The organism is Massilia rubra, assembly GCF_011682065.1.
GTDB lineage: Bacteria > Pseudomonadota > Gammaproteobacteria > Burkholderiales > Burkholderiaceae_D > Telluria_A > Telluria_A rubra.
In genome coordinates this window covers 162,049-183,239 of record NZ_VUYU01000011.1, presented here as the reverse complement: position 1 = coordinate 183,239, position 21,191 = coordinate 162,049, and the positions used below count along the sequence as shown (strand labels likewise).

The 21,191-nt window shown below is 64.4% G+C and carries 24 protein-coding genes; 11 read left to right on the top strand and 13 right to left on the bottom strand.

Features of this window, described 5'->3' with window-relative positions; all coding sequences use genetic code 11:
- The first annotated feature begins 65 nt into the window (after positions 1–65).
- On the top strand, positions 66–353 hold the full coding sequence (locus tag F0185_RS18320; RefSeq protein ID WP_167226766.1) for a flagellar protein FliT: 288 nt from the start codon (positions 66–68) through the stop codon (positions 351–353).
- Between the two features lie 75 nt (positions 354–428).
- Here F0185_RS18320 and F0185_RS18315 read toward each other — a convergent pair whose 3' ends face one another.
- Complete coding sequence (locus F0185_RS18315; RefSeq protein ID WP_167226764.1) at positions 429–1,649, bottom strand: aspartate aminotransferase type Ic; 1,221 nt, start codon at positions 1,647–1,649, stop codon at positions 429–431.
- A 359-nt stretch (positions 1,650–2,008) separates the two neighbouring features.
- Complete coding sequence (locus tag F0185_RS18310) at positions 2,009–3,154, bottom strand: type IV pilus assembly protein FimV (protein WP_167226762.1); 1,146 nt, start codon at positions 3,152–3,154, stop codon at positions 2,009–2,011.
- A gap of 116 nt (positions 3,155–3,270) precedes the next feature.
- Between F0185_RS18310 and fumC the strand changes: the two genes are divergently transcribed.
- The 3 genes from fumC (at position 3,271) to F0185_RS18295 (ending at position 5,430) form a co-directional block, all read left to right on the top strand.
- On the top strand, positions 3,271–4,662 hold the full coding sequence (gene fumC / locus F0185_RS18305; protein ID WP_167226760.1) for a class II fumarate hydratase: 1,392 nt from the start codon (positions 3,271–3,273) through the stop codon (positions 4,660–4,662).
- Between the two features lie 91 nt (positions 4,663–4,753).
- Positions 4,754–4,987, top strand: coding sequence for an RNA-binding S4 domain-containing protein (locus tag F0185_RS18300; protein WP_166874095.1), 234 nt, complete (start codon positions 4,754–4,756; stop codon positions 4,985–4,987).
- A gap of 158 nt (positions 4,988–5,145) precedes the next feature.
- The gene (locus F0185_RS18295; RefSeq protein WP_166896210.1) at positions 5,146–5,430 is read left to right on the top strand and encodes a DUF883 family protein; all 285 of its coding nucleotides are present in this window, start codon (positions 5,146–5,148) and stop codon (positions 5,428–5,430) included.
- 66 nt (positions 5,431–5,496) lie between these two features.
- On the opposite strand, the gene F0185_RS18290 is transcribed toward F0185_RS18295, so the two are convergent.
- From F0185_RS18290 to F0185_RS18240, 11 genes are all read right to left on the bottom strand, one after another.
- Entirely contained in the window at positions 5,497–6,441 is a 945-nt protein-coding gene (locus F0185_RS18290; protein ID WP_167226759.1) for an NTF2 fold immunity protein, read from the bottom strand.
- Positions 6,442–6,448: 7 nt separating this feature from the next.
- Positions 6,449–6,970, bottom strand: a complete 522-nt coding sequence (locus F0185_RS18285) for a hypothetical protein (RefSeq protein ID WP_167226757.1) — start codon at positions 6,968–6,970, stop codon at positions 6,449–6,451.
- A gap of 116 nt (positions 6,971–7,086) precedes the next feature.
- A complete protein-coding gene (gene bufB / locus F0185_RS18280) occupies positions 7,087–8,757 on the bottom strand; it encodes an MNIO family bufferin maturase (RefSeq protein WP_167226755.1) in 1,671 nt (556 codons plus the stop codon).
- Between the two features lie 12 nt (positions 8,758–8,769).
- On the bottom strand, positions 8,770–9,048 hold the full coding sequence (locus F0185_RS18275) for a BufA1 family periplasmic bufferin-type metallophore (protein WP_167226753.1): 279 nt from the start codon (positions 9,046–9,048) through the stop codon (positions 8,770–8,772).
- Between the two features lie 201 nt (positions 9,049–9,249).
- Positions 9,250–9,441, bottom strand: coding sequence for a YjfB family protein (locus F0185_RS18270; RefSeq protein ID WP_167226751.1), 192 nt, complete (start codon positions 9,439–9,441; stop codon positions 9,250–9,252).
- Between the two features lie 58 nt (positions 9,442–9,499).
- On the bottom strand, positions 9,500–10,015 hold the full coding sequence (mobB, locus tag F0185_RS18265; RefSeq protein WP_167226749.1) for a molybdopterin-guanine dinucleotide biosynthesis protein B: 516 nt from the start codon (positions 10,013–10,015) through the stop codon (positions 9,500–9,502).
- 53 nt (positions 10,016–10,068) lie between these two features.
- Positions 10,069–10,881 (bottom strand): general secretion pathway protein GspB, encoded by an 813-nt coding sequence (locus F0185_RS18260; protein WP_167226747.1) that lies wholly within the window; start codon positions 10,879–10,881, stop codon positions 10,069–10,071.
- A gap of 1 nt (position 10,882) precedes the next feature.
- Entirely contained in the window at positions 10,883–12,505 is a 1,623-nt protein-coding gene (locus tag F0185_RS18255; protein ID WP_167226745.1) for an ExeA family protein, read from the bottom strand.
- Between the two features lie 27 nt (positions 12,506–12,532).
- Positions 12,533–13,063 carry a hypothetical protein gene (locus F0185_RS18250; protein WP_229477081.1) on the bottom strand — a complete coding sequence of 177 codons (531 nt, stop codon included), beginning with the start codon at positions 13,061–13,063 and terminating at the stop codon, positions 12,533–12,535.
- Positions 13,064–13,217: 154 nt separating this feature from the next.
- Entirely contained in the window at positions 13,218–13,403 is a 186-nt protein-coding gene (locus F0185_RS18245) for a hypothetical protein (protein ID WP_166896193.1), read from the bottom strand.
- A gap of 305 nt (positions 13,404–13,708) precedes the next feature.
- A complete protein-coding gene (locus F0185_RS18240; protein WP_167226743.1) occupies positions 13,709–14,626 on the bottom strand; it encodes a LysR family transcriptional regulator in 918 nt (305 codons plus the stop codon).
- Positions 14,627–14,801: 175 nt separating this feature from the next.
- On the opposite strand from F0185_RS18240, the gene F0185_RS18235 reads away from it, so the two are divergent.
- The 7 genes from F0185_RS18235 to F0185_RS18205 all read left to right on the top strand — a co-directional run bounded on the left by F0185_RS18235 (position 14,802) and on the right by F0185_RS18205 (position 21,185).
- Positions 14,802–15,062, top strand: coding sequence for a hypothetical protein (locus F0185_RS18235; protein WP_167226741.1), 261 nt, complete (start codon positions 14,802–14,804; stop codon positions 15,060–15,062).
- 158 nt (positions 15,063–15,220) lie between these two features.
- Positions 15,221–15,466, top strand: a complete 246-nt coding sequence (locus F0185_RS18230) for a hypothetical protein (protein WP_167076956.1) — start codon at positions 15,221–15,223, stop codon at positions 15,464–15,466.
- A gap of 299 nt (positions 15,467–15,765) precedes the next feature.
- Positions 15,766–16,668: a head GIN domain-containing protein gene (locus F0185_RS18225; RefSeq protein ID WP_167226740.1), complete on the top strand. Its 903-nt coding sequence runs from the start codon at positions 15,766–15,768 to the stop codon at positions 16,666–16,668.
- A gap of 795 nt (positions 16,669–17,463) precedes the next feature.
- Entirely contained in the window at positions 17,464–18,336 is an 873-nt protein-coding gene (locus tag F0185_RS18220; RefSeq protein WP_167226738.1) for a glucosamine kinase nucleotide-binding domain-containing protein, read from the top strand.
- A 2-nt stretch (positions 18,337–18,338) separates the two neighbouring features.
- On the top strand, positions 18,339–19,073 hold the full coding sequence (locus F0185_RS18215) for a GntR family transcriptional regulator (protein WP_166874143.1): 735 nt from the start codon (positions 18,339–18,341) through the stop codon (positions 19,071–19,073).
- The gene (gene nagA, locus F0185_RS18210; RefSeq protein ID WP_167226736.1) at positions 19,070–20,182 is read left to right on the top strand and encodes an N-acetylglucosamine-6-phosphate deacetylase; all 1,113 of its coding nucleotides are present in this window, start codon (positions 19,070–19,072) and stop codon (positions 20,180–20,182) included. The genes F0185_RS18215 and nagA overlap by 4 nt, the downstream gene beginning before the upstream one ends.
- Positions 20,175–21,185, top strand: coding sequence for an SIS domain-containing protein (locus F0185_RS18205; protein ID WP_187362586.1), 1,011 nt, complete (start codon positions 20,175–20,177; stop codon positions 21,183–21,185). Before nagA ends, F0185_RS18205 begins: the two co-directional genes overlap by 8 nt.
- Positions 21,186–21,191 lie beyond the last annotated feature (6 nt).

Here is a 21,191-nt window from a genome sequence, read left to right as displayed (position 1 = left end):
GCGCAATCCCGACGTTATGGAAGGACACGCGGTAATCTTTATAAATTTTTTGGCCAGGTGAGCGCATGACCTCCAACGAAGTTCTCTCGATGTACGAAAATATTGCTGGCCTGACTGGCAAGATGGCGGTTGCGGCAAAAGCAGGCGACTGGAATGGCATGGCCAACCTGGAAACGCAGTGCAAGCAACATGCGGCGGCGGTCAAGACCGGCGTGCCCGCACTCGATGGCGCGCCCCGCATGCGCAAGATCGACTTGCTCAAGCAGATCATGGCCAATGACCGCGCGGTGCGCGAGATTACCGAACCGTGGCAGTTGTCCGATGTGATGTGCGCGACGCACTTAGCCGCTTAACAATGTGAACGAAAAGATGTGAACGAAAGCGCCCGAGGGCGCTTTTTTGTTGGATCGCTCCGGTCATTACCGCCTTTACCCCGCTACAGCCACCTTCAACGCCAGCGCAATCCCCTCGGCCGCCTGGGTAATCTCCGGCAGCGACGGAAAACTCGGGGCGATGCGGATATGGCTGTCGTCCGGGTCGACCCCGTACGGATACGCGGCGCCAGCCGGCGTGAGCGTAATCCCGGCTTCCCTGGCCAGCGCAATCGTCTTCTTGGCCGCACCCGGCGGCGTCACCAGGTCGATAAAATACCCGCCCTTCGGCACCGTCCACGACACGCCCGGCACATCGCCCAGGTGTGCCGCGAACTGCGCCAGCACGGCGTCGAACTTGGGCTTGAGCAGCGCCGCGTGGCGCCGCATGAGCGCTTCCACGGTTGCGCGGTCCTTCAAGAGGCGCACGTGGCGCAGCTGGTTGATCTTGTCCGGGCCGATGCTGCGGATGCCCGCATGCCTGGTCCACCAGGCGATATTGGCCGGCGACGACGCCAGCGCGGCAATGCCGGACCCGGCCCAGCTCACCTTCGACGTCGATGCGAACACGATCGCCCGGTCCGGGTTGCCCGCCCTGGCGCATTCGCCAATGATCTCGGCGACACGCACGTTTTCTTCGTTGAGGTGATGGAAACGATAGGCGTCGTCCCACATCAGCCGGAAGTCCGGCGCGGCGGTTTTCATGGCGGCGAGGCGGCGCACCACCTGGTCCGAGTAGACCGCGCCGGACGGATTGCTGTACTTCGGCACGCACCACATGCCCTTGATGCTGGCGTCATTGGCCACCAGGCGCTCGACGATATCCATATCCGGACCGTCGTCGTTGAGCGGCACATTGATCATCTTGATGCCGCGCGCTTCGCAGATCGAAAAATGGCGGTCGTAGCCCGGCACCGGGCACAAGAACACGCTCTGCTGGCCAACCCAGGGCTGGCCGCCGGGCACGCCGTTCAACAGCGCAAACACGATCACATCATGCATCAGCGACAGGCTGGCGCTGCTGTCGACCACGACCTGGGCGCTTGGGACGTCGAGCAGGCTGCCGAACAGCGCGCGCGCTTCGGGCAGGCCCACGCCCAGGCCATAATTGCGGGCGTCGGCGCCATCGGCCGCGCTAAAGCCCGGCAAGGCGTCGAGCAGGTCGTTGGACAGGTCAAGTTGTTCGGGAGATGGTTTGCCGCGCGACATGTCGAGCTTGAGTCCGCGTTGCAGGAACAGCTCGTATTGCGCTTGTGCTTGGTTTGTTGCCGTCGTCATGTGCTTGCCTTCAGTGATTAGGGTCACCGAAGAGTATAGCTTGAAGGCAAATTGATCGCTGGGGGAGGAAAGAATTCTGGAGAGCGATCACCAGGTATCTCCTGGTGTCGCCTCTTGCCGGTTGCATCCGGCGTCCGCTGGCGCATCGTTGGCTGGCGGACCGCTTCCGGGGACAGGCGTTTCTTCAACGATTATCTGCTTGCCGCGCCACGCTATCGTTGGTGGCTGCGCCAGATCCTGGGCCCGTTTTTGCAGTCCCGCAGGACCACGGAAACCAGTATAGCGCAGTTTTAAAAGTTGTGTAGACGACTTTGTGCGCGTGCTCACCTTTTTTCAACATTTTTATATATACAACGAAATCAGCTCGCATCGGGCGCGACGTGAAGCGCCGGCGCGGGCGTTTTCGGCTTGCGTTTGAAGCGCGCGGCAAGTCCGGCGAACATGCCCGTTTTGGCCGCTGCCGGCGCGTCGGCAGGTGCGGCGCCCTCGGTGGACAGCGCGGCCTTGCGCTTGCGCCGGCGTAGCAGGAACCAGACGGCCAGGGCGGTCACGAGGGTCGCGCCCGCCGCGGCGCCGATCAGCATCCAGGGGAACTCCTCCCCTTTCTTGGCGGCGTTCTTTTTGGCGAGGGCCGCGCGCGAGAGGATCGGCGGCGGCGCGGCCGGCTCGGCCGCATGACTTGCCGGCGCGGCCGCATGGCTGGCCGCCTCGGCCGCATGGCTGGCGGAAGCCGCGTCATGCCCGGCCGATGCCGCCGCATGGCTGGCGGCGGCACTTTTGCCCTCGATGGCCCGTTGCAGCAGTTTGACCTTTTCTTCGAGCTCCACAATCCGGGCCGACAGCACGCCATTCTTGCGGTCGAGATCGACGCACGTCTTGAGTTGATCCTCACTGATCTGGGGGCAGGATGACGACGCGGCCGATGGCAGTTGCAAGACCCGCACCGGGCGCGGCGCTGGCGCTGGCGCAACCCTGGCGGGCGCGGCAGGCAACGACGCAGGAACCCGGACCGGGACCGGAACCGGGTCCGGAACAGGAACAGGAACAGTAAGCGGAACCGGCGCGGGCGGCGGCGCCGGCTGCGGATCATGGCTGAGCCACAAGGTCACTGCGCGCACTTCGCGCTTGCCGCCTTCGCCGAGCATGAGGAACAGATGCACATAATCGCTCTCGACCGGCTTGACCGAGGTGATGTGCAGAAAATGGCGACCGTCGCGCCGCATCACCGACAAGGTCAGGTTCGACAGCACCGGATGCATGCGCACATTCGCGCCGCGCCACACATCGGCGTCGGCCAGGCGCACCTGCACGCTGGCGGCGCGCTCGGGCGATTCGGCCAGCGCCGTCAGTTCCACATCGGCCACCAGCGGCTGCCCGATGTAGGAACGCACCTGGGCCTCGCCCAGCTCGGCGGCATGGGCGCTGGCCAGCGCGCCGGCCAGTATCAGGCCGAAAATCAAGATAATGCCGGACCGGGCCAGCCGGGCGATTCGCGAATGGTGCATATATGGTAATGTTGTCCAGCTAGTGACGAAGGAGCGGAGAAATCTGTAGCCCTACCGTAATTAACGTACGCCGAGATAAACTCTTTAATCGCAATCCCAAATAAACAGGTAACGAAATGGAAACAAGAATCGAAAAGGACAGTTTTGGCCCGATCGCGGTCCCGTCCGAGCGCTTGTGGGGGGCGCAGACGCAACGCTCGCTGGAACACTTTGCCATCTCGAGCGAGCGCATGGCGCCCGAGCTGGTGGCCGCGCTGGCCCAGGTCAAGCGCGCCGCCGCCGCTGTCAACCGCTCGCTCGGCCTGCTGCCGGCCGAGAAGGCCGACGCCATCGTCAAGGCCGCCGACGAGGTGCTCGACAGCAAACATCCCGACGAATTTCCGCTGGTCGTGTGGCAGACCGGCTCGGGCACGCAAAGCAATATGAACATGAACGAGGTGCTGGCCAACCGCGCTTCCGAACTGAGCGGCGGCGCGCGCGGCGAAGGCCGCCTGCTGCATCCGAACGACCATGTGAACCTGGGCCAGTCGTCCAACGATATTTTCCCGACCGCGATGCACGTTGCAGCGGCCCAGGCCGTGGTGCAGTCGCTGCTGCCGGCCCTGGCGCGCCTGCGCGGCACGTTCGAGATCAAGTCGCGCGAGTTCGCCGACATCGTCAAGATCGGGCGCACCCACTTGCAGGACGCGACCCCGCTGACCCTGGGCCAGGAATTCTCGGGCTATGTGGCCCATCTGGAATACTCCGAGCACGCGATCAAGTCCACCCTGCCCGGCCTGCTGCAACTGGCCGCCGGCGGCACGGCGGTCGGCACCGGCCTGAACACGCACCCGGATTTTGCGGCCCGCATCGCGGCCGAAATCGGCTCGCGCACGGCGCTCAGCTTCAAGACCGCGCCCAACAAGTTCGCGGCCCTGGCCGGGCACGACGCGCTGGTCGGCACCCACGGCGCCCTGAAAACCCTGGCCACGGCCTTGATGAAAATCGCCAACGACGTGCGCTGGATGGCGTCCGGCCCGCGCTCGGGCCTGGGCGAAATCAGCATTCCCGAAAATGAGCCGGGCAGCTCAATCATGCCGGGCAAGGTCAATCCGACCCAGTGCGAAGCGCTGACCATGCTGTGCTGCCAGGTGTTCGGCAACGATGTCGCCATTACCATGGGCGGCGCGTCCGGCAACTTCGAGCTGAACGTATTCAAGCCGATGATCGTCCATAACTTTTTGCAAAGTGCGCGCCTGCTGGCCGACGGCATGCGCTCGTTTAACGAGCATTGCGCGCACGGCATCGAGCCGAACCGCGAACGCATCGGCGAACTGATGGAACGCTCGCTGATGCTGGTGACGGCCCTGGCGCCGCACATCGGCTACGACCGCGCGGCCCAGATCGCCAAGAAGGCGCAGCACGAGGGCACCACCCTCAAGCAGGCGGCGCTGGCGCTCGGATTTGTGACGGAACAACAGTTCGAGGAGTGGATCGTGCCGCTCGAGATGACCCGGCCCGGCTTGTAAGACACGGCGCGGCGCGGCGCGGGCAACGTTGACGCGCCGCGCCGATGCCGCCACACTGCGCTTCTTTCATCTATTTTAGGACGAGCGGTAAATGCAGAAAGTCACTTTTGACCTCACAGGCGAGTTCGTCGAACTGAACCAATTATTGAAACTGTCGGGCTTGTGCGACAGCGGCGGCGCGGGCAAGAACCTGGTCGCCACGGGCGTGGTATCGGTCGATGGCAAAAAGGAATTGCGCAAGACCGCCAAGATCCGCGATGGCCAAGTGGTCGGCATCGGCGATGTGCGCATCAGCGTGCGCAGCAGCGGGACTGACGGCGCCTGATTGCGCCAGCGCAGTATAAACACCTTGTAATCGGGCAATATTAGAAATATGCTGAGTAAGGACGGCGGCGGCACGGGCGTTCTTGCGCGGCGACAAACACAAAATTGCATGTTTTGTATATATTCTAAGACGTGATTAACCGATTCAAGGTGGCCACCATGGATAACCCTGAAGAAAACCAGCAAACCCAGGAACGATTGATCGGCGACCTGCGGCTCGTCATCGAAAATGCGGAAGAGTTGCTGAAGAACACGGACCAGTACACCAGCGTGTTATACCGCAGTGCCCGCGCCAAGCTGGCGCTGGCGCTGAACGCGGCCACCGAAGAACTGGCCCGATTCGAGGACGAGCAACTCGGACGCATGATCGAAGCGAGCAAAACCGCCAATGCGGACAATGCCGACCTGTCCGGCGAAGCGCGCATCATGCGTGCTTTCAATTAAGCAAGCCAGCGGCGTCTTCCCCGCGCGCCGCTGCTTCAGTCCTCGCCCGCGCGCTTCATCGGGCTGCTACAAATACCCCTTCTTCCATCCATCGAACAAGTTTTGCATGTGATCGAGCAACCAGGTGTTGCCTTTTTTCATGAGCACGAAGCGGCACTGCAAGTGAGCGTGGTGGGTGGTGTACACGCACACCTTGCGCGCCGTCAGCCATTCGACATCGATGACGCTGTGCCGCGCATACGTGGGCGGCATGCCGAAACTGGACGCGACAGCCTGCCCCGAGGTGCTGTGCCTGGGCGTGCAATATTGCGCAAAAATGGCGCTGCGGACCGGCTGGCGCCAGTCGGTGAAGAGCGGGTCTGTCGCCTTGTCGAGCGCGAGCTGGGTTTCCCAGGCGCTGATTCCGTCCCAGAAACCGCGCAGCGCGGCAAGCGCGGCCGTCTCCTCGCCCGCGCCGGCGACGAAGCCGGGCGGCGTGCGACTGGCCAGGCGGCGCTGTTCGCGCACGAACTCTTCCGCCAGGCCGGGCGCCAGGGCGTCGTCCGCACACAAGCCCACGGCCGGATGGGCAGCCAGCGCCAGCAGGCCGTCGCGGGTGATCGCGCTGCCCGCCAGGTCCACATTCGACAGGGGCGCGATGCGGGCAATGTACGGGACGCAGGCATCGTCGGCCCGGGTGTTGCGCAGCGACAAATTGCGCAATGTGACGTGTCCGGCCAGGGCCGCGAGGCCGGCGCCGGTGATGCCGGTGTTGTCCAGCACCAGCCAGTTCAGGGCGGGAACGCGGGCGATGGCGGGCAGGACGGCGTCCGTGACCGCGCTGCCGGCGAGCCACAGGCGTTCCAGCCTGGGCAAGGCGCACAGGGCGCCGATTTCCTCATCGCCGATGGCGCAGCCGGTAAAGGTCAGGCCGCGGATCGATGGCTTGGTGAGCAGGAACGCAATGTCGTCGGCGCTGAACGCGCGCTCATGGAAGTCCAGAAAAGTTGGCCGTACGGGAAGATCGAGCATGGCCCGCTCAGGCGTTGGCGATGGCGGAGGCGCGCTCCTGCTCCCACGCTTCCTGCCAGGCAATGGCGCCCGGCTTTTCGAACCATTGCTGGAGGTAATCGGCGAGCTCGGCCGCTTCGGGCATCGGCGAGTTCGACAGGTAGGCCATGGTGACGTCCAGCCCGGCGCCGACGAAATACTCGGCCCCCAGCAAGGTTCCGACATCCATGTTGATGTGCTTGGCTTTCCACAGCAGCAAGCTGTCGGCCACGTCGCCGGCGCGGTACAACAGGAAAGCGCACTGGTAGATGCCTTCGTAGTAATCCATATCGTCTTGCACGATGTGGTCCCAGAGGGCTGTGCGCAGGTTGATTTCCTCGTCGAGCAACTCGATCAGCAGTGCGCGGTACGGCGCCAGGGTCGCACCGACCAGTTGCTTGTAGATCGCCCGCCGCACTTCCGGCGCGAGCAGCGCTGTTGCGACTGCGGGGGAAACAGCATTGCCATTGCTCTGGTACTCGGCGATAACTTGATCAGCGCTCATTGACATGAATGAAATCGATATAAAGAATGATTATAGCGTGAGTAAAACGCAAGCCTTTTGCACGAGGGCCGCGCCCTGGAAAAATGACCAGCTTCCGCACAGAAAGACAGGCAGTCCGCGATTCAGGGCGCCAGCAGGATGCCGAGCGCAATCCACTGCGCCAGATGCGCCCCGATGTCGAATTGCTCATCGAGAGCGAAGGCGGCATCGAGCGCCTCACCCATTGTATATCCCCCGGCCAGCGTGGCGAGCGCGCCTGCGTGCGCGGGGGTGAGCGCGAGCAGTTCGATCTTCCAGCGCGGGCGGGCGACCAGGGCTGCGCTGGGGCGACCCATGGCTGCCGGAAAGTCGACGCCGCTGTCGGGCTGGTGCGCTTGCCACAGGGGCACCACCGCCCAGCATGACGCAATCAGGCTGCAGGCCGGATGCAGGGCGTAGCGCGCCTGTTCGAACTGGTCTGGCGTGAGGGCGGCCAGCGCGTCGGCGCCGATGGGTTCGGCGTCAGGCGCGTAATGGGCGCGGTGCACCGCCCACTCGAGTCGCGCCATATCCGGCAGGTAAGGATAATCGGCGATATGGGGAAAACCGTCGAGGAAGCGGGCAAAACTGGCGCCAAAACGGTTCAGGTCGGCGTCGAGCGAGGGATGGGCCATGCCGTAGGCCCGCGCCAGCGCGCCGAAAAACTCCTCGCCGACCAGTTGGCGCAGCACCGGGCAGGCGGCCGACAGGGCTTTGTTCCAGGTTACGCCGAGGTTGCCCCGGTACAGGCCGAAGCGGTCGGCATTGGCGCCGCCCTTGAACTGCGCCAGCGCCTCGGCTTCGCGGTCGTAGTCGAACAGGGCTTGCGCGAAACATTGCTGGGTATCGGCCAGGGCGTCCGCTGCCAGCACTTGGCCGTGGCGGCCGCGCCAGGGGTTGGCGACGTTGATCACCGGGTAAGCACTGGCGATGCGCTGCGCCTTGCGCGCTTCGCCCAGCAGCACGTCGAGCGCGGGCACGTCGGTATCCCATTCGATCAGGGTCGGCAGGCGGCCGAAGCGCGCCAGCGCCGCTTCATACAGGGCCCACACGGGCGCGGCCACCACGTCGCCATGATGATCGACCACTGCCTGCGGCGTGACCAGATGGCCGGCCAGGTGGATCTCGCCCACGCTGCCGGGGGCGATCGCCGCGATCGCCGCCAGCGCGTCTTCGCCGTGATTGCACTGGTTGACGTAGAGATTGTTCACATCGAGCAGCAAGGCGCAGCCGGTGCGGCTGGCCAGCTCGGCCATGAACTCGGCTTCGCTCATGGTATCGTCGTTAAAACGCACGTACGTGGAGACATTTTCCAGCAAAATGCGCCGATGCAGCCGGTCTTGCACTTGCTCCACCCGTGCGCACAGCAAATCGAGCGCGGCGCCGCTGAGCGGCATCGGCAATAAATCGTTCAGTTGACGGTCGGCGACGGCGCCCCAGCACAGGTGTTCGGACACGAGCATGGGCTCGACCCGCTCGACCAGCGCGCAGACACGGTCCAGATGGGACGTCGAAAACCCGCGCGCCGAGCCGAGGCCGAGGCCGACGCCGTGCAGGCTGATGGGATAATCGCGGCGCAGTTCCTGCAATACATGCCAGTCCCAGCCAGCGCGGTCGAGAAAGTTTTCGGTGTGGACTTCAAGCCAGCCGACTGCGGGCCGTTGCGCGAGAAACTGGCGGTAATGGGGGGCGCGCAAGCCGACCCCGGCGCCCGGCGAGGCGGGACCGGTTCCGGAACCGGCAACAGGATCGACCGGTAAGGCCCCGCCCCTCATGAAATAGCTGGCTTACTTGCCGGACAGTTTGCCGCCGGATTTTTCACAGGTGCCCTTGGCCACCCATTTCCACTCTTCCGGGGCCTTGTCGACGGTCGATGCCCCGGCGCAGCCATGCGAACCGGTCGCGCTGGCGCAATCGTTCTGGCCGGCCTTGGCGATGCCGTAGCACTTCTCCTTGTCGGCCTTGTCGCCCTTGGACATGGGCGCATCGTGCGCGGCAGCCATGCCGGAGGAAACAGCGCACACGCCGGCGAGGGCGGCTGCGATCAGTGCTTGACGTTTGTTCATCGTGGATCTCCTTGAGTATGATGGAAGTGGAACAGGAACTGCCGGGTTGAAGGCGATTGTAAAGCGGCCCACGCGATTGTCCGGCGTGCCTTTCAGTTCCTTACAACTTGTCCCGTGCGGCGCCAATTTTAACGTAAAAAAGCCCGGCTCCTCCATCGATGGGAGGTCACCGGGCGGCGCGGGCGCGTCCTGGGCGCCGGATCAGGCAGTCGTATTGATCCTGTTGCCGAGATTGGCCGGCAGGCGCTGCGGTTGCGGCAGCGCGTCGATCAGCTGGGCAGCAACCTGGCCCTCCATCTGTTGCGCTTTCTTTAACACGGCGTAGCCCACTTCCTGCTTGATACCCGTTTCGGCCATGCTGGTGGCCAGTGATGCAATTGATGAAACGTCCATGAGAGTCCTCCCGTTTGATTGGCTATCAGGGATGGTAACGACACGGCGCGCCCGAACTTTAGGCTGGCGCCGGATTAATTCTGGCCTTGAGCCATGCCAGCACGCTGGCCGGGTCGTTCAGGTCGAGCCAGGCGAGATTGTCGGGCAGATCATCTGGCGGCGGCGCATCCGATGCCACAGCGACAATATGCGGATCGTTCGGATACAGCGACGGATGCCCCAGCGACGGTCGCTGCACCTCCAGCTTGGGGATGGCTTCCCATTTGTAGCCTTCGACCAGGGTCAGGTCGGCCTGGCCCAGCAACGCCAACTGCTCGGCCAGGGTCGGTTCCGGCTCGCCGCGCAGCTCGCGAATGACTGCCACGCGGAACGGCGAGGCGATCATCACCTGCGCCGCCCCGGCCATGCGCAGGCGCGCGCTGTCCTTGTGGGGCGGTTCGAGCATCACGTCGTGATGGCTGTGCTTGACGACATTGATGCGCAGGCCATCGGCGGCCAGCTGGCGGACCAGCGTTTCGAGCAAGGTCGTCTTGCCGCTGCCGGACCAGCCGATTACACCGAGTATGTTGTGCATGCGCGGCCTTTCCGCCGTGAAGTGAGATCGCAATTATACAAAGGTCATCGCCATCAATACGGATGGCGGTAACGCTGGCCCTTGTAGCTCATCACCGCAGACTTGGGCAGCAATTTTTCCAGCACCAGGCCGGGCGCCACTTCCTCGCCTTCGCGGCGCAAGACTTTATCGATGAGCAAGAGGCGATCGGCCGGATTCTTGGAATAGATATAGCCGCCCACCGCGATCGGCGGAATCTCGCTGCGCAGCGCCTCGGGCAGTTCGCGCAGGGTGCGCAGGGCCTCTTCCGGAGCGGGAACAGGCTTGTCGGCCTTGACCGTGTCGGTCCTGGCCGGCTCATCGTTCTTAGGCGGCGTTTCCTTCTTGAGCGGCGCTTCCTTCTTCACCGGCTCTTCTTTCTTGACCGGCGTTTCCTTCTTCACCGGCTCTTCCTTCTTGACCGGCTGAAGCTTGACCTCGGCCACTTTGAGCGGATCGACCTTGACCGGCTCGGCCTTGGGCGGCGGCGCGGCTTGCACCACTGGCGCCGGCGGCGGAGCCGGCACGGTAGCCGGCGCGACCGGTACAGGCAAGGGTGCAGGCGCCGCCGGCGCGACCGGCGCGGTAGCCGACGCGGTAGCCGGCGCGGTAGCCGACGCGGTAGCCTGCACCAGCGGCGCCGGCGGCGTTGCCGATTGCTTCCACGCATACACGGCAGCCCCGGTGGCGCCCAATGCCAGCAGCGCCAGCCCGATCACGACCGGGCTGGCGCCGGCGCCGGCCCGTTCCGGCTCGGCGACATGCATCGGGGTCGCGTGGATGGTCGGAGCGTTGCCGAGCTGGCGTTCGGCCTGCGCCTTTTTCAGTGCTTCGAGAATATAGGACATCTTATGGTTTCCCCGTTGCGGCGGCCGCCAGCAGGCGCGGTTCGGCCACGCCGGTCAGCTGGTTCAGGCGCATGTAGGTGCGCGGACCGGCCACGCCGTCCGCCTTGAGGTTTTGACGGGCCTGGAACGCGCGCAGCAGTTCCAGGGTCGGCGCGCCCAGCGGGCGATCGGCCGGCGGCGGGGCCAGCCCGTTGACCTTGGCCAGGCGCGACGCGATCCAGTCCACATCGGCCCCCTGCTCGCCCGCGCTGACCTGGTCGCGGAAGTAACGCGGCATGACCCAGAAGGTCACGAAGCTGCCGTCCGAACGGGTGGCGAGCGCGCCGAGGTCGAGCGTCTGCTCGCTGCCGTCCACGTTCAGGCGCACGGTGCTCTCGTCCATGCCGGTCACCAGCGCGTAGCTCACCACCGGCCCGTCGCGCAAGGTCAGCACGGCCGGACGGTCGAGCAGGCGCAGTTCGTACAGTCCGCCCTTGCCCTGATGGCAGCGCAGGTTCAGTTTCAATGCATCGTCGCAGGTCGCGCCGGCGGGCAGCGCCACGCCCCAGAGCGCCGACAAAGCGTGCAGCGCAGCCGCTTCGCTGGCGTGGGTGAGCGGCGCGACGGGCGCACGCGGCGCCAGCGTCGGCGTCGGCACCGGGACGGCGGCCACGGCCTTGAGCGGCGCTGGCGCCGCCGCCTGCACCGCCACGGCCCTGGCGGCCGGGCGCAACTGCCATGCCGCCGCCGCGCCGATCGCGGCGCTCGCCAGCACGCCGGCCGCAACATACTGCCAGCGCATCCTGGACGCGGCCGCCGTGGCGCCGCCCGAAAACACTTCGCTGCCGGCGCGGCGCAGGATCTGGCGCGTCACTTCGCGGCTGTTTTCGACATACGCTCCCAGCAGCGCGCGGTCGCACAGCAGGTTGATGCGGCGCGGCACGCCCTGCGACAACTGGAACACCTGCCCCATCAGCGAACGCGGAAACGGCCGCGACGCCCCGCCCCCGGCCACCGCCAGCCGGTGCGCGACGTAGCTGGCGGTTTCGGCTTCGGTGAGCGAGCCGAGGTGATAGCGCGCGATGACGCGCTGGGCCAGCTGTTCGAGTTCGGGCCGGGCCAGGATCGCGCGCAGCTCCGGCTGGCCGATCAGGATAATTTGCAGCAGCTTGCGCTCGCTGGTTTCCAGGTTGGTCAGCAGGCGCAACTGTTCGAGCACGTCGGCCGACAGGTTCTGGGCCTCGTCGATGATCAGCACATTGTTCTTGCCCTGCGCGTGGCTCTGCAACAGGTAGCGGTTGATGGCGTCCACATAACTCTTGACGCTGACCGCGCCGGCCGGCGCCGGCGGCAGGTCGATGCGGAATTCATCGCAGATCGACAGCAACAGTTCCTCGACCGTCAGCTTGGGATTGAAGATGTAGGCCAGGCGGCAGTCGGGGGGAATCTGCTCGATGAAGCAGCGGCACACGGTGGTCTTGCCGGCGCCGATTTCGCCGGTCAGCAGCACGAAACCGCCGCCGCTGCCGACCCCGTACAGCAGGTGCGCCAGCGCCTCGCGGTGGCGTTCGCTCATGAACAGGTAACGGGGATCGGGGGCGATGGAAAACGGTGATTGCTTCAGGCTGAAGAATTGCTTGTACATGGATTCCCTGGAAGTGCATCACCCGCGCTAGCGGCCGACGGGCAGCGGCTTGTATTTGGCGCAGTAAATCTTGGACTTGGTCTTGAAGTAGACGATTTTACTGCCGGGATTGGACGCGCGCACCGGATAAGGCGAGTTGTCCATTGACAGGTGCCGCACGCCCACGGCGTTGCGGATCGATTCTTCGAGCTTGTCGGGCGTGGTGTCGGCCACGGCGGCCACGAACACCAGTTCGCTGGTATCGTCGCTGATCATGATGTCGGTCACCGGCGCGCCCCACAAGGTGCCCTCGGCCTTGAACCAGTAGGCGCCGCCCTCATGCTTGTAGGACGGGCCGAAGGCGCTCACCAGGTAATCGTGGAAGTAAGCATTGTCGAGATGGCTGCGGCACAGGATGGCGCTGCCGATCACGGGGCCGAAGGTCGACGGCGCCGCCCGCGCGGCCAGCGGCGCGGCGGCGGCCAGCGCCAGCAGGGCCATGGCGCAGCTTCGCCCGGGCAGTGCGCGCAAGCGGGCAGCACCAGGTAAAACCTGCTTCGAACCGATCGCCAGGCGCATCCGACCTCCGCGGGAGAACGTGCTTACTGACGCGCGCGCTCTTCCTTCTTGACCTTCTTGGCTTCTTTTTTCTCTTTCACCGACTTGGCGGGCTCTTTTTTGGTTTCTTTCTTGTTGTCTTGCGCTTTACTCATTGCGGGCTCCTGATAACGATTTATAGCTTGGACAGCCAATTGCGGTTGGCAGCGATTTTCTGCTTGGCCGACGCCGGCAGCATCTCGTAACAGCCGGGATACTGCTTGAGCGCGTGCTCGCGGATTTCTTTCTGCAAACCGTTGATAATAAACACATATACGACGGCACCGTCGTCAGTCTGCCGTGTGCCCATATAGCGAATCATTATTCCTCCTGTTAATCCGTGAGCGGAGCGAATAAACCTCTGTTGTCTCACATCGCCACATTATGACACTGCCCGGCGCAATTTCGCTACCCGGGGCGGAAATCGCGGACGAAAAAAAGCCCGCGCGGAGGCGGGCTTTCGAGATGGGCCGCTAGTGCCCGTGAAACTTCTTGCTTTTGTAAAATTTGCCAGAAAGCACATCCCTGATGCCACTCTGGAATCACTAAATTCCGACTAGAAATATAGCACATGACATTGACATGACATGAACAAAATGTCAGCGAGTGTGGCGAGAAAGAAACGCCTCAGACATGGGCCAGCCAGGGGTCGCTTTCCGGACGGGGAAACTGGGCCGTCATGAAATCGACAAAGCTGCGCACCTTGTACGACAGCAAACGCCGGCTCGGATAGACCAGCGACACTTCCAGGCGGCCCAGGTGATGGCCCTTGAGCAGCTGCACCAGCCGTCCACTGCTCAGGTCGTCTTCCAGGGTCAGCGAGGAACGCACCATGATGCCCATGCCGGCGATGGCCGCCTGGCGCAGCACCGAGATATTGTTCGATATCACGCGTGGGGTGATCGGTACATCGACCCGCTTGTTCTCCCACGTCACCGGCCAGCTGTGACGCAACTGCTCGAAGGCGAAATTGAGGCAATCATGGGACGACACGTCGACCGGCGTGAGCGGTTCGCCGCGCCGCGCAACGTAGTCGGGCGAGGCGCACAGCACCACGTTGGAAGTGGCCAGGCGGCGCGCGATCAGGCTGGCGTCGAATTTTTGCAAACCCATGAAGATGCCGACATCGAAACCTTCTTCGACGATATCGACCGCGTGGTCGGCCAGGGTGACGTCGAGCACCACCTCCGGCACGGTGGCGGCGTACAGCGGTAGCAGCTTGGCCAGCTGGTACTGGCCGAAGCCGGGATGGCAATACATCCGCAAGGTCCCACTGGCCTTGCGCGACGACGAGGACGCGACCGCGTCGGCATCGTCGATATCGGCCAGGATCTGGCGTACCCGCTCCAGGTATTGGCGGCCGGTTTCGGTGAGCGAGAGCTTGCGCGTGGTGCGGTTGAGCAAGCGCGTGCCGAGGTGGGCTTCCAGGTCGGCGATGTTGCGCGTCACCACGGTGTTCGACATCTCCATCGCCTCCGCCGCGCGGGCAAAGCTGCCCTGCTCGACCACTTTGGCAAACACACGCATTGATTGAAGCCTGTCCATCCCCGCCTCCGACTGTGGATTATCCCAAATTGCGCAACGTTGCATTGCGAGTATTCGCCTTTTTTGCGGATACCGCAACGTATAGACTGCTTCACATGGACGAGCAAACGCAAACAAACAACTCGTCAGCGCCGCCAGGTCACAGCGACGTCCACTCAATTACTGGAGAAACACCATGAAATCACTGTCCTTCATTGCTGCTGTTGCCGTGTTTGCTGTTGGAAACTTCGCTGGTACCGCTGTTGCGGCCGATGTCACCGTGGCCAGCGCAAGCGTCAGTGCGGCGGCGAGCAGCATCACCGCCACCCGCCTGAACGTGCCGGAACTGGCCGTATCGTCGACCCGCAGCCGCGCCGAGGTGCGCGCCGAAGCGCTGGCGGCGGCCAAGAATGCCCGTCCAACCCTCAATACCCAGCTCGACCTGAGCGCGAACTAAGCGCGGATTGACATCGATTATTCCGAATTTAGCAATTGTGCATTGCGTCATTCGGTCTTTTTCGAATCAATCAGATGGAATACACTGACCTTAATCAAAGAGCACCGCTCTTGCCGCCGCAGACAAATGCGACGTTGAATTAATACTGGAGAAATATTATGAAAGCATCGACCTTGTTTACCGCCGTAGCAGCCCTGGTCCTGAGTGGTTCGGCCTTTGCCGCCGACGCCCCTGCCGCCAGCACCGCTGTTTCCGCTGCCGCCGCATCGAGCCTGAGCGTGCCAGCTGTCACCATCAGCCAGTCGACCAGCCGTAACCGCGCCGACGTGAGCGCCGAAGCTGTTGAATTCGTCAAGAACTACAAGACCGCTTTCGCCATCCAGCTGGAACAGTACAAGAACTAATCAAGCACGACGCAAGCATCAAAGCGCGGCGGCCAGCCCCCCGGCCGCACGCGCGCAGCACCCTCGCAGCACAGTTCACACCGGAAAACCCGACGCCCCCTCGGGTTTTCCGACCTCCCCTCCCCCGTTTTTTCGTGCCCGCATCCCGCATCCCGTTGCCCTAGTGCCGGCCCGCGCACAGCCGCTTCCCGACCGTTCACGCCGCCGATTCGTCCGTTCGTCGCCTGGTACTCGCGCGCCTACCCGGATGGCCGTATTGTTCATGCTCCGTACTCAACGCCGCCCAGCGGCCACATGCCATGACCACCTTATTCAACTACGTCACCTGCGCCACCCTCCTGTGCGCCGTCGCGACCGCCCATGCCGAGGACATCTACGATGTGCGCAAGGTCGCGCCCTTCCACGCGATCGAAGTATCCGGCCCTTATACAGTCGAGATCAAAGGCTTGGGCCAGCAAGAACTCGCCCTGTCGGGCCCGCGCAAGGAACTCGACGACATCGAAACCATCGTCAAGGGCGATACCCTGATCGTGCGCCCGCGTTCGCCCGGCGGCATCAACATCCGCTTCAACCGCAAGGAACGCGTCACCATCAAGATCAGGGCGCCCGGCCTGCGCAGCCTGTCCAATGCCGGCAGCGCCGACGTGTCGGCACGCGATGTCGAGAGCGCGCAATTCGCACTGAACGTGAGCGGCTCGGGCGATGTGGAAATGTTCCAACTGAAAACCGAGAAGCTGAACGTGACCATGCAAGGCTCGGGCGACGTCGACCTCGGCGGCGACGTCGGCGTTTTGCAGGCCAATGTGAACGGCTCAGGCAGCTTCGACGCCTGCAGCATGAACCTCAAGCGCGCCAGCGCCGTGCTGCGCGGATCGGGAGAAGTCTGCGTCCCCGGCGGCAGCGAGGAATTCCTGGGTGAGTTGCATGGCTCGGGCGAGCTGACTGTCAAGCAACTGCAGGCCGACAAGGCGCGCCTGGTGGTGACCGGTTCCGGCGAGATCGACATCGACGGCGCGGTCGGCACGCTCGTCGCCGACCTGAATGGTTCGGGCAGCATCGACGCCGAAGAGCTGGTGGTGCAACAGCCCAACGTGACCGTGCGCGGCTCGGGCAACGTGGAACTGCGCGTCAAAGCGGCCGGCAACGGCGCCGCGCAACTGATGCGCTATGACCGCAAAGGCGCCAAAGCGTCGCGCGGCTGATGCACCTTCCCTGGGGGCGGGATTGCCCGCCCCTGTAGTGGCGTCAAAGCGTGTTGCGTTCACGCCATGCAAGCACGGCGCCCAGTGCCGTCCCGATCAAGGAACACACGACTAAGCAGTTTTTGAAGTCACTCTCGTTCCTGGAAACGACAAACCAGCCTACGAAGCCAAGGACGCAGCCGGCCAGGCTGCCAAAGCCCGTATACGTACGATAGTCGATCACGCGCAAGGCGCGCTGCGCTTCTTTAGAACGTGGAAATGCTTCGTGAATCAGCGTGGCTCCACAGTCGAGGCAACGGACACTCATTGCGGAATTTTGGGCATTGCAAACTGGGCAAGTCATTGAAGCCTACGGAAAAAGGACAGGGATATCTGGATTGGGACGTTGCCCGCAGTATTTCGATGCGGGAACTTGCATAGCTTACCATCAACGCAATCCGACTGACACCTTTTGCGGCGCCATCCCTGTCGCCCCCTCATGATGAGGGATTGCCGTCCTCCCAGCAATACCGCCAGCGCTTTCCCCCTCCTTGCGCGGCGCCGGCCACAACGCATCCCACGCTCCCGGCGGCATTCTCTTCCATACCAAATTGGCACTAAACCAAAGCCAGATCAATACCATTGCCCGCGTTTTATAAACCGTTATTAAACAACGGCTTATGATGATATCGAGGGATTCTGACACCATGCCAATTCGGTATTTTATAATACCACTTAAATACCTGTTGACAAGGTGGTTAGGCGATCATATAGTGCCCACACCTTCCCCACTTCAGAACCCGGACAACAGCAAACATGATCGAATATCTCATCGGCGTCGATGGCGGTGGAACCGGTACCAGAGTGCGCCTGGCGCGCGCCGACGGCTGCCAGTTGGCACAAGGCCAGGGCGGACCGTCCGGTCTCTCGCTCGGCATTGCGCAGGCGTGGAATTCGGTCGCCGAAGCGATCGCCTCGGCCTTCGGCGCGGCCGGCATCGCGCAGCCGCCCAACGCCGCCATCGGCATTGGGCTCGGCATGGCCGGCGTGCACAATCCGCTGTGGGCCGAACAATTTATCAGCGCCGATCCGGGCTTCGGCGGCATGCGCCTCGAGAACGACGGCCACACCACCCTGATCGGCGCGCATGGCGGCAATCCCGGCACCATCGTCGCCATCGGCACCGGCAGCGTGGGCCAGGCCCTGCTGGCCGACGGCAGCTTTCGCGAAGTGGGCGGCTGGGGTTTTCCGACCGGCGACGAAGCCGGCGGCGGCTGGATGGGCCTGCGCGCCATCGCCCATATCGAAAAAGTCATCGACGGCCGCGCGCCGCACAGCGCCTTTGCGCAAGCGGTGATCGACGCCTGCGGCGGCGAACGCAATGCGATCCAGGTCTGGATCGGCGGCGCCACCCAGACCGTGTTCGCCTCGCTGGCGCCACTGGTGGTGGCGCATGCGGACACGTGCGACACCGCGCGCGCCATCCTGGCCGACGCCGGGCGCGAAGTGGCCTTGATGGCGCACGCGCTCGACCCCACCGGCCAACTGCCGCTGGCCCTGTGCGGCGGCCTTGGCGCGCCGCTGCGCGCCTACCTGCCGCCAGACCTGCTGGCACGCAGCGTCGCTCCCCTGGGCGACTCCGCCAGCGGCGCGCTGCGCATGATCGAACTCCACGTGAGAGGACACTAACCATGCTTGCGCAGCTCAGCGATTTCAAGCCCGACGCCGACAGCGTCACCCCACTGTATATGCAGCTGGCGAACAAGCTTTCGGCCGGCATCACCAGCGGCGACTGGCGCGCCAACGAAGCGCTGCCGTCCGAGCGCATGCTCTCGGACATGCTCGACATCTCGCGCGTGACCGCGCGCAAAGCCATCGACATGCTGTGCGAGCGCGGCATGCTGACGCGCCGGCGCGGCTCCGGCACCTACATCACGCCCAAGCTGGAACAGCCGCTCTCGCGCCTGACCAGCTTTTCGGAAGAACTGAGCCAGCGCGGCTTTACCGCCGGCTCGCGCTGGCTGGAACGCGAGATCGGCGTGGCCGCGCCCCTGGAACTGCTCTCGCTCGGGCTCTCGCCCAACATGCCGGTGGCGCGCCTGCGCCGCCTGCGCACCGCCGACGATGTGGTGATGGCGATCGAAACGACCACCATCCCGGCCATCCACATGCCCGACCCGCACGGCGTGACCGATTCGCTGTACGGCTACCTTGAGGCGCGCGGCGCCATTCCGATGCGCGCGCTGCAGCATATCCGCGCCGTCAACGCCAATGCGGAGCAGGCGCGCCTGGCCGGCCTGGCGCCGGGTGCGGCGATGCTGCACATTACCCGTGTGAGTTACCTGGACAGCGGCGCGGCGGTGGAACTGACCCACTCGTTCTGCCGCAGTGATTATTATGAATTTGTAGCGGAGTCGCGCCGATGAGCGATGCAATCAAGGGCAATATCCTGACCAGCAGCGGCTGGATCAACGGCGCGATCAGCTTCGGCCAACGCGTCACCGGCATGCATGGCGGCGCGGTCGATCCGGCGGTCAACGGCGACGACTACGTCATCCCCGGCTTCATCGACCTGCACGTGCACGGCGGCGGCGGCAAGGACATCATGGAGGCCGGCGACGCGCCCCATATCATCGCGGCCATGCACGCCAGGCACGGCACCACCTGCCTGCTGGCCACCACCATGACGGCGCCGCCGCACGAAATCACGCGTGCGCTCAAGGCCATCGGCGCGGCCTGCGCCGACCGCCGTCCGGGCGCGGCGCGCATCCTCGGGGTGCACCTGGAAGGCCCGTACATCAACTCCGGCAAGCTGGGGGCGCAGCCGAACTACGCACGCGCCGCCACCCTGGCCGAAGTGCAGCAACTGGGCACCCTGGCGCCGATGCGCCTCATTACCGTGGCGCCCGAAATCGCCGGCCACCTCAATTTAGTCAGGGAACTGAGCAACGCCGGCATCCGCGTGCAGATCGGGCATACGCTCGGTTCCTACGAAGATGGCGTGGCCGCGCTGGAGCACGGCGCGGCCGGTTTTACGCACCTGTTCAACGCCATGAGCGGCCTGCATCACCGCGAGCCGGGCATGGTCGGCGCGGCGCTGGCGCATGCGCAGTACGCCGAACTGATTCCCGACCTGCTGCACGTGCACCCGGGCGCCATCAAGGTGGCGCTGCGCGCGATCCCGCACCTGTACTGCGTTACCGATTCGACCGCCGCCACCGGCATGCCCGACGGCGACTACAAGCTTGGCCGCCACAGCGTGCAGAAATGCATGGGCGGCGTGCGCCTGCCCGACGGCACCCTGGCCGGCAGCACCCTGACCATGGACCAGGCGCTGCGCAACCTGGTGAGCCTGGGCCTGAGCCTGGAAGACGCGTCGCACCGGGTCTCGACGTATGCCGCCGACTACCTCGGCGAAACCGAACGCGGACGCCTGGCGATCGGCGCCTTTGCCGACATGGTGGTGCTGGACCGCGATTTGAAAATCAAAGCTGTCTATATCGAAGGAGAAAAGTGTGACCTCACTGATGCTTAAAGAAGCCCTGTCCGCCGCCGACTGCGTCGCCCTGCAACTGGAAAACGACGTCGAACGCTATGCGGAACTGGGCCGCAAGCTGAGGACCACCACCTTCAACACCGCGCTGACGGTGGCGCGCGGCAGCTCCGACCACGCCGCCAACTACTGCGCCTACCTGATCATGGCGCGCATGGGGCGCATCGTGGCCTCCCTGCCGATGTCGCTGGTGACCTTGTACAAGTCGCCGCTGGTCACGCGCGACACGCTGACCATCGCCATTTCGCAATCGGGCCAGAGCCCGGACGTGGTCGAACCGATCAAGTACTTCCGCGACGGCGGCGCCACCACCATCGCACTGGTCAACGATATCGATTCGCCGCTGGCCGCCGCCGCCGAGTGGGCCATGCCGCTGCGCGCAGGTAAAGAGCAAAGCGTGGCCGCCACCAAGAGCTTCATTACGAGCCTGGTGGCCGGTGCGCGCCTGGTGGCGCAGTGGCAGAACGACCCGGAACTGACCGAAGGCCTGGCCGCCCTGCCCGATGCATTGCGCAGCGCCACCGAGTTGGACTGGTCGGCGGCGCTGGACGTGCTCACGCCGGCGCGCAACATCATGGTGGTCGGACGCGGCATCAGTTTTCCGATCGCGCTCGAATCTGCGCTCAAGTTCAAGGAAACCTCGGCCTTGCAGGCCGAAGCCTTCAGCGGCGCCGAAATCAAGCACGGCCCGATGGCCCTGATCGAAGACGGCTACCCGCTGCTCATCTTCGCCACGCGCGGACCGACCCAGGCCGGCCTGATCGCGCTCGCCGCCGAGATGCGCACCCGTGGCGCGCGCGTGCTGCTGGCCGCTCCCGCAGACGTAGCGGAGCGCGACCTGACCCTGCCGATTGCCGCCACGCCGGACCTGGACCCGATCGTCGCGGTGCAGGCGTTCTACGTGATGGCGGCGCACCTGTCGAAAGCGCGCGGCATGGACCCGGACCGTCCGCGCCACCTCAGCAAAGTCACCAAGACCAACTGACCCGGC